Origin of the sequence: Streptomyces carpinensis (genome assembly GCF_002154505.1) — a bacterium.
In the GTDB taxonomy this organism is placed as follows: domain Bacteria; phylum Actinomycetota; class Actinomycetes; order Streptomycetales; family Streptomycetaceae; genus Streptomyces; species Streptomyces carpinensis.
In genome coordinates, this window is sequence record NZ_MUBM01000492.1 from 1 (window position 1) to 5,919 (window position 5,919).

Sequence of the window (5,919 nt, forward strand, 5' to 3'; positions counted from 1 at the left end):
GTCAGCGGGCGGCGAGGGCCTGGAGCTTGGTGAGCCAGGCGCCCATTTCGGGCAGGTCGCGGACTTGGTTGCCGTAGTTGCCGCGCTTGTCGGGCTCGGCGGGAGTGGTGGCGTCGATGATCAGCTTGTCGACGATGCCGGGCGTCTGGGCCTGGGGGGCCAGCTCCAGCACGGACAGGTTGGGAACGACGATCAGATCACCGGAGGGGTTCATTTTGGTGGACAGCGCCCACATCACCTGCGGCAGGTTGAAGGGGTCCACGTCCTCGTCGACGACGATGACGGTGGCCGCGTAGCCGAGGCCATGCGGTGTGGTCAGCACGCGCATGCCGACGGCCTTGGCGAAGCCGCCGTAGCGCTTCTTGGTGGAGACGATGACGACCAGGCCGTGGGTGTACATGGCGTTGACGGCCCGGACCTCGGGGAAATCCCTCTTGAGCTGCTCGTACAGCGGCACGCAGGTGTTGGCGGCCATCAGGTAGTCGATCTCGGTCCACGGCATGCCGAGGTAGAGGTGCTCGAAGACGGGGTCGGTGCGGTAGGAGATCTTGTCGATGCGAATGACGGTCATGTTGCGGCCACCTGAGTAGTGGCCGGTGAACTCGCCGAAGGGCCCCTCGATCTCGCGCTTGCGGCCTTCGATGACGCCTTCGATCACGACCTCGGAGCCCCACGGGACCGGCAGCCCGTGCAGCGGGGACTTGGCGATCGGGGCCGGGGCGCCGCGCAAGGCGCCGGCCAGTTCGTACTCGTTCTGGTCATACTCCATCGGGGTGGAGGCGACGATGGAGATCACCGGGTCGTTGCCCAGGGTGATGGCGATGGGCAGGTCCTCGCCCTTCTCCTCGGCCTTGCGCAGGTGCTGCGCGATGTCGTGCATGGGCACCGGCTGGAGAGCGAGCTTGCGCTTGCCCTTGACCTCGATCCGGTACACGCCGACGTTCTGCTTGCCGGAGTTCTCCGGGTCGTCGGGATCCTTCGAGACGACCGCGGCCTTGTCGAGGTAGAAGCCGCCGTCGCCGTCGTTGAGGCGGATCAGGGGCAGGATCTCGAAGATGTTGACTTCGTCGCCCTCGACGGAGTTCTCCGCCCACAGCGGGTTCTCACGCCACTCAGGCTTGACGGGGAACTTCGCCCAGCGGCGGATGAACTCGTCCACCTGGTCCTTGGTGGAGCTGTTCTTGTCCATGCCCAGGGCCAGGGCGTGGTTGGCCCACGAGCCGTGCACGTTCATTGCGATGCGGGCGCCCGTGAAGCCGTGCACGTTGTCGAAGTACAGCGCCGGAGCGGCGTCTCCCATGCGGGGCGCGGCGTTGGCAGCGGCTGCGATGTCGGGTTCGGGCATCACTTCCTCGCCGATGTGTAGCAGCTGGCCTTCCTTGTCGAGGGTCTGCAGGAACGTGCGCAGGTCGTCATATGCCATGGGGAACTCCTTGTATGCGGTGCGGTTTGTCCGTTGTCAGGTCGGGGTGACGGACGGAGGTAGCGGGAGCACAGGTCGTCGGGTCAGGCCACCGTCAGTCCGTGGACGGGACGCTGCTCGCGGGCGGCGCGCATGCCGGCCCAGCGGCGGGCGGTGGGCACGGGCAGGCCGAACTGATCGAGGACGCGGGCGGTGATGTGGTCGACGATGTCGTCCACAGAGGCCGGGTGGTTGTAGAAAGCGGGCATGGGCGGCACCATCTGGGCCCCCATGCGTGTGAGCGCGAGCATGTTCTCCAGGTGGATCTCGCTCAGCGGCGTCTCGCGGGGGAGCAGGACCAGCTTCCGGCGCTCCTTGAGCACCACGTCCGCCGCTCGGGCCACCAGCCCGTCCGCGTAGCCGGCCCGGATTCCGGCGAGCGTCTTCATCGAACAGGGAGCGATGATCATTCCGTCCGTGCGGAAGGACCCGGATGAGATGGACGCTCCCTGGTCGTCAGGGCTGTGCGTGACGTCCGCCAGCTCGCTGACCTCGGTCACGGACAGCCCGCACTCAAGTTCCAGCGTGGTGCGCGCCCAGCGGGACAGCACCAGATGCGTCTCCACCTCCGGAAGGGCACGGAGTGCCTCCAGTAGGCGGACACCGAAGACCGCCCCTGTAGCTCCTGTCATGCCCACGATCAACCTCATGGTGTGTGACTCCTCCGGTTCCAGCTGATCTTTCGGATCGACGTGGGCTTTTTCGGTCAGCGACGCGGCGCGTGCTGCATGCGCCGAGGGTCTGTGGCCGGGACTCTGACCAGCTCCGCCGCAATCCACGGTAGGTGCCGGTCAGTGGACTCCTGCCGTAAGCTCTGGACAGACCATGGACCGAATTGGACACGATGACATCACCGACGTCCCGTTCCGACCGTCCCCCGGAGGACCGCCGGGCGTGGAGGTATGGGACTTTCCTCGGCTCGCCGAGCGCGCGGTTCGCCACGGAGTGGACCTGTACCAGCCGCTGCGCGCGGAGTTCCACCATCTGATCACTGTGCGATCCGGCTGGCTGCGCACATGGCTCGACGGCGCCGAGCACGTGGTGGGGCCCGGTGCGTGGCTGTGGATCCGCCCGGGTCAGGTGTACCGCTTCCGTAGTGACATCGGCGGCGCCGAGGGGACAGTCCTGCTGTTCACACCCGGTTTCCTCGACGCCGCCACGCTCACCGCCGCCCACTTCGACCCGCCCTACCCCGACCACCCGTTCGTCCCTGACCGCCCGGAGGACATGGCCGCGCTCCAGGCGACCCTCGGCCTGCTGCAGGACGCCTACCGCCGCATCGGCGCCCTGCCCCTCGACTCCCACATCACTCTCGTACGCCACCTCCTGGCCGCTCTCGTGCTGCGCCTGGGCCACCTTCAGGACCGCAGCCACACCCGCGGGCAGGCAGCCGATGACACCTTCCACCGCTTCCATCAGGTCGTGGAGCGTGACTTCGCCGCGGCACGCCGGGTCGAGGACTACGCCGCCGCCCTCGGCTACAGCGCTCGGACCCTCACCCGCGCTTGCCTGGCGGCCACCGGGCGCACCGCCAAGCAGTACCTCGACGACCGTGTCGCCCTGGAGGCCAAACGCCTCCTGGTCCATACCGACCTGGCCCCCGCGCAGGTCGCCGACCGGCTCGGATTCACCTCCGCCACCGTCTTCACGAAGTTCTTCCGCCGATGCACCGGCGAGACCCCCTCCGCCTTTCGCGTCCGCGCGCGAACCGGCCAGCACCTCGCGGGCCGGTGATCCGGCCGGCGCGCGGCTTCTCTCCGGCTGCCGTGTGTCAGGCACGGCCCGTCCGGTCGTGATGAGCAGGGGACTCGACACCCGAGTAGGCGTAGTAGTCGGTCTGAGGCAGGCCGATGAAGGACAGCAGCCGAACGGTGAACTCCTCGTAGAACTGGTCCACCGTCTGCGGGATGTTGTAGTAGGTGGGGATCATCGGGTAGACGGTGCCGCCCGCTTCCGCCACCTGGGTGAGGTTGCGCAGGTGGATCAGGTTGAAAGGAGTTTCGCGTACGCAGAGCACCAAGGGGCGCCGTTCCTTGAGCATTACGTCGGCGGCCCGCTCGATCAGAGTGTTCGCCATGCCGTTCGCGATGCGGCCTGCCACACCGAGGGCGCAGGGCACCACCAGCATGCCCCAGGACGGGTAGCTGCCGGAGGTCGGCCCACCGGTCAGGTCCTCCGGATCCCAGGCGACGACCTTGTCCATGGCCGGTGCGCCCAGCACCAGGTCGGCCGCCGGCCCCGACGCGTCCCGGCCGGTCTCGTGCGCGATCAACTGACGCCCCGCCTGGGAGACCATGAGGTCCACCTGCGCGACCCGCTCGTCCTTGACCAGGGCCTCGAGCACGAACCGGGCCATTCGCGTACCCCCGGCACCCGTCACGGCCAGGGTGATGTTGCGCCGCTCCGTCATCCGCTCTCTTCCTTTCGGTCGCAGGCCCCGAGCAGGCGACCGCAGGCCGCTTGAAGCATGGCAACAGGTACGCTCGGTGATCACAAATGGAGACGTCCCGCGGAAAGAACCAAGACGGAAGATCGACTTGCCGGCCGAGGCCAATTGCCCGGCCGACCGGGCTGTCCCGTGTACCCGGCGGGCCACTGGTCGGCAGCAGCCCGGCGAGGAAATGGGCCCCGGACACTTGAAGCAGCAGCCCAACAGGTGCCCAGGCGCCTACCGGCGTCGTGGGGGGGACTTGTTCTCTTCGCCTCGGGTGCCGCGCCTGGCGTGGTTCACGGCCAGGCCGGGCAACGTGGACGCACGGGAGGCCTTACGCCTCCAGGAGAGCGGTCACCAGCCCGGCGATGCCTTCCATCACATCGAGTCCGACGGCGATTCCGCCACGGTCAGCCGCGATGGCTCGGATTTCACCGATGGCCTGCGTGACGACTTCGGATCGATTTCGATTCCGTGACCGAGCGGGAGCCGGCTGTGGTCGTCGATGACGAGCCGACCAGCGGAACGCCTTGGTGATGTCGACTCTGGGGTTCGCACCGATGACTGTGCTCCCCTCGCGGTGCGACGGGCAACACGCCTCCTTCCGCCTGCCCTCGCCCTACACAGCGATGGTCCGCAGAGCCTGAGCAACAGCCCGGAAGAAGTGGCGGGGCAGACGATGAGCCAGGAGAGCCGTCTGCGGCAGCCGGCCGAACAACATCCCTCCCCCCACCCGGGCGAACCCGGAGTTGCGAACTCGTGGGACGCACTTCAGTAGGTGCGGCGGCACCACCACACCGATCGTGTCCGTCGAAGGGGGACACGATCAACCGGTCTCACCGTGCCCTCGCGGCCGTGCGCGCCACAACCAGAGTTTCACCGCACCGTCACTGGAGCTCATGAGTGCCAGGAGGGTCAGGACGCCCGGCAGCACCAGACTGACGCCATCGTTGAGAGCCAGCAGGGTGACCAGATTCTGACTGATTACCAGGACGACCGTTCCCAGGAGCGAACCGATGAGCAGACCGCGCCCGCCCTGCAGTGCCGCTCCCCCGAGGATGGGTGCGGCGATCGAGAGCAAGGTGAACGACGACCCGACATTCGGGTCGCCGACGCCGACCTGTGCGGCGAGGATCACGCCGCCGACCCCGGCAAGTGCCGAACACAGCAGATAGCAGGCGACGCGCACGCGCCGGGCGGGAACGCCGAGGCGATCCGCGTACTGGGAGTCCAGGCCAACCGCTCGCATGCGGAGGCCTGCTCCTGAGTTGCGCAGAACCACGTCCACGACGACGAACAGCAGCCCAAGGACGACCAGGGCGGCCGGGATCGGCCCCACCGTGGTCAGCATCAGCGCGTCCCCCAGAGCCGGAGCGATCGCGCCGGACGGGGTCGGACGCAGCATGTAGCAGACGCCTCCGACGATGCCCATGGTGGCGATCGTCGCGATCACCGGGACGATGCGAAGACGCTCCACCAGGAAGGTGTTCACCCCGCCGACGACAACTCCCAGCACAAGCGCCACCACTGCACCGGCGAGAAGCACCGTGGCCACACTGCCGGCTGTCGCCCAACTGGACATGAGAACCACCGCGAGTGTCATCGCCGCGCCGACTGAGACGTCGATGCCGCCCACCAGCAACACGAAGTACTGTGCGGCCGAAACCGCGGCGATCGGGAACAGGACAAGCGACAGGATGTACAGGTTGGTCGGATCCGTGAAGGAGCCGGTCTTCGCTTGCGCGAAAACCGTGAGGCACACGACGAGAGCGGCCAGCGCGACGACGCGCATCGTCTCCCGGTTGGCGATCCCGGCGAAGCGGCGCGGCCGATCGGCAGGGCCGTCGACGACGACCTGGTCGGCGGAGTCCAGCACCGCGCCCGGATCCGCGGCGTGCTCGATGGCGAACGCACCGACGATCTGTTCCTCGGTGACACCGAGCCCCGGCAGTTCTGCCGTGAGACGTCCCCGGGACATGACGAGAACTCGGTCACACATCCCGGCGAGTTCGGACGCGTCCGAACT

6 protein-coding genes are annotated in these 5,919 nt (G+C 67.8%); 2 read left to right on the forward strand and 4 right to left on the reverse strand.

The genetic code is table 11. The features are described 5' to 3' along the window. Position 1 precedes the first annotated feature (1 nt). Complete coding sequence (locus BZY54_RS44500) at positions 2 to 1,423, reverse strand: non-oxidative hydroxyarylic acid decarboxylases subunit C (RefSeq protein WP_086731054.1); 1,422 nt, start codon at positions 1,421 to 1,423, stop codon at positions 2 to 4. A gap of 83 nt (positions 1,424 to 1,506) precedes the next feature. Then, positions 1,507 to 2,112, reverse strand: a complete 606-nt coding sequence (locus BZY54_RS44505) for a non-oxidative hydroxyarylic acid decarboxylases subunit B (RefSeq protein WP_086731055.1) — start codon at positions 2,110 to 2,112, stop codon at positions 1,507 to 1,509. A 244-nt stretch (positions 2,113 to 2,356) separates the two neighbouring features. Between BZY54_RS44505 and BZY54_RS44510 the strand changes: the two genes are divergently transcribed. Continuing rightward, entirely contained in the window at positions 2,357 to 3,196 is an 840-nt protein-coding gene (locus BZY54_RS44510; RefSeq protein ID WP_341868738.1) for a helix-turn-helix transcriptional regulator, read from the forward strand. A gap of 37 nt (positions 3,197 to 3,233) precedes the next feature. Here BZY54_RS44510 and BZY54_RS44515 read toward each other — a convergent pair whose 3' ends face one another. Continuing rightward, positions 3,234 to 3,872, reverse strand: a complete 639-nt coding sequence (locus tag BZY54_RS44515) for a UbiX family flavin prenyltransferase (RefSeq protein WP_086731057.1) — start codon at positions 3,870 to 3,872, stop codon at positions 3,234 to 3,236. Between the two features lie 337 nt (positions 3,873 to 4,209). On the opposite strand from BZY54_RS44515, the gene BZY54_RS51335 reads away from it, so the two are divergent. Next, positions 4,210 to 4,371, forward strand: a complete 162-nt coding sequence (locus BZY54_RS51335; RefSeq protein ID WP_158104008.1) for a hypothetical protein — start codon at positions 4,210 to 4,212, stop codon at positions 4,369 to 4,371. 348 nt (positions 4,372 to 4,719) lie between these two features. On the opposite strand, the gene BZY54_RS44525 is transcribed toward BZY54_RS51335, so the two are convergent. Next, positions 4,720 to 5,769 (reverse strand): ABC transporter permease, encoded by a 1,050-nt coding sequence (locus BZY54_RS44525; RefSeq protein WP_158104009.1) that lies wholly within the window; start codon positions 5,767 to 5,769, stop codon positions 4,720 to 4,722. Positions 5,770 to 5,919 lie beyond the last annotated feature (150 nt).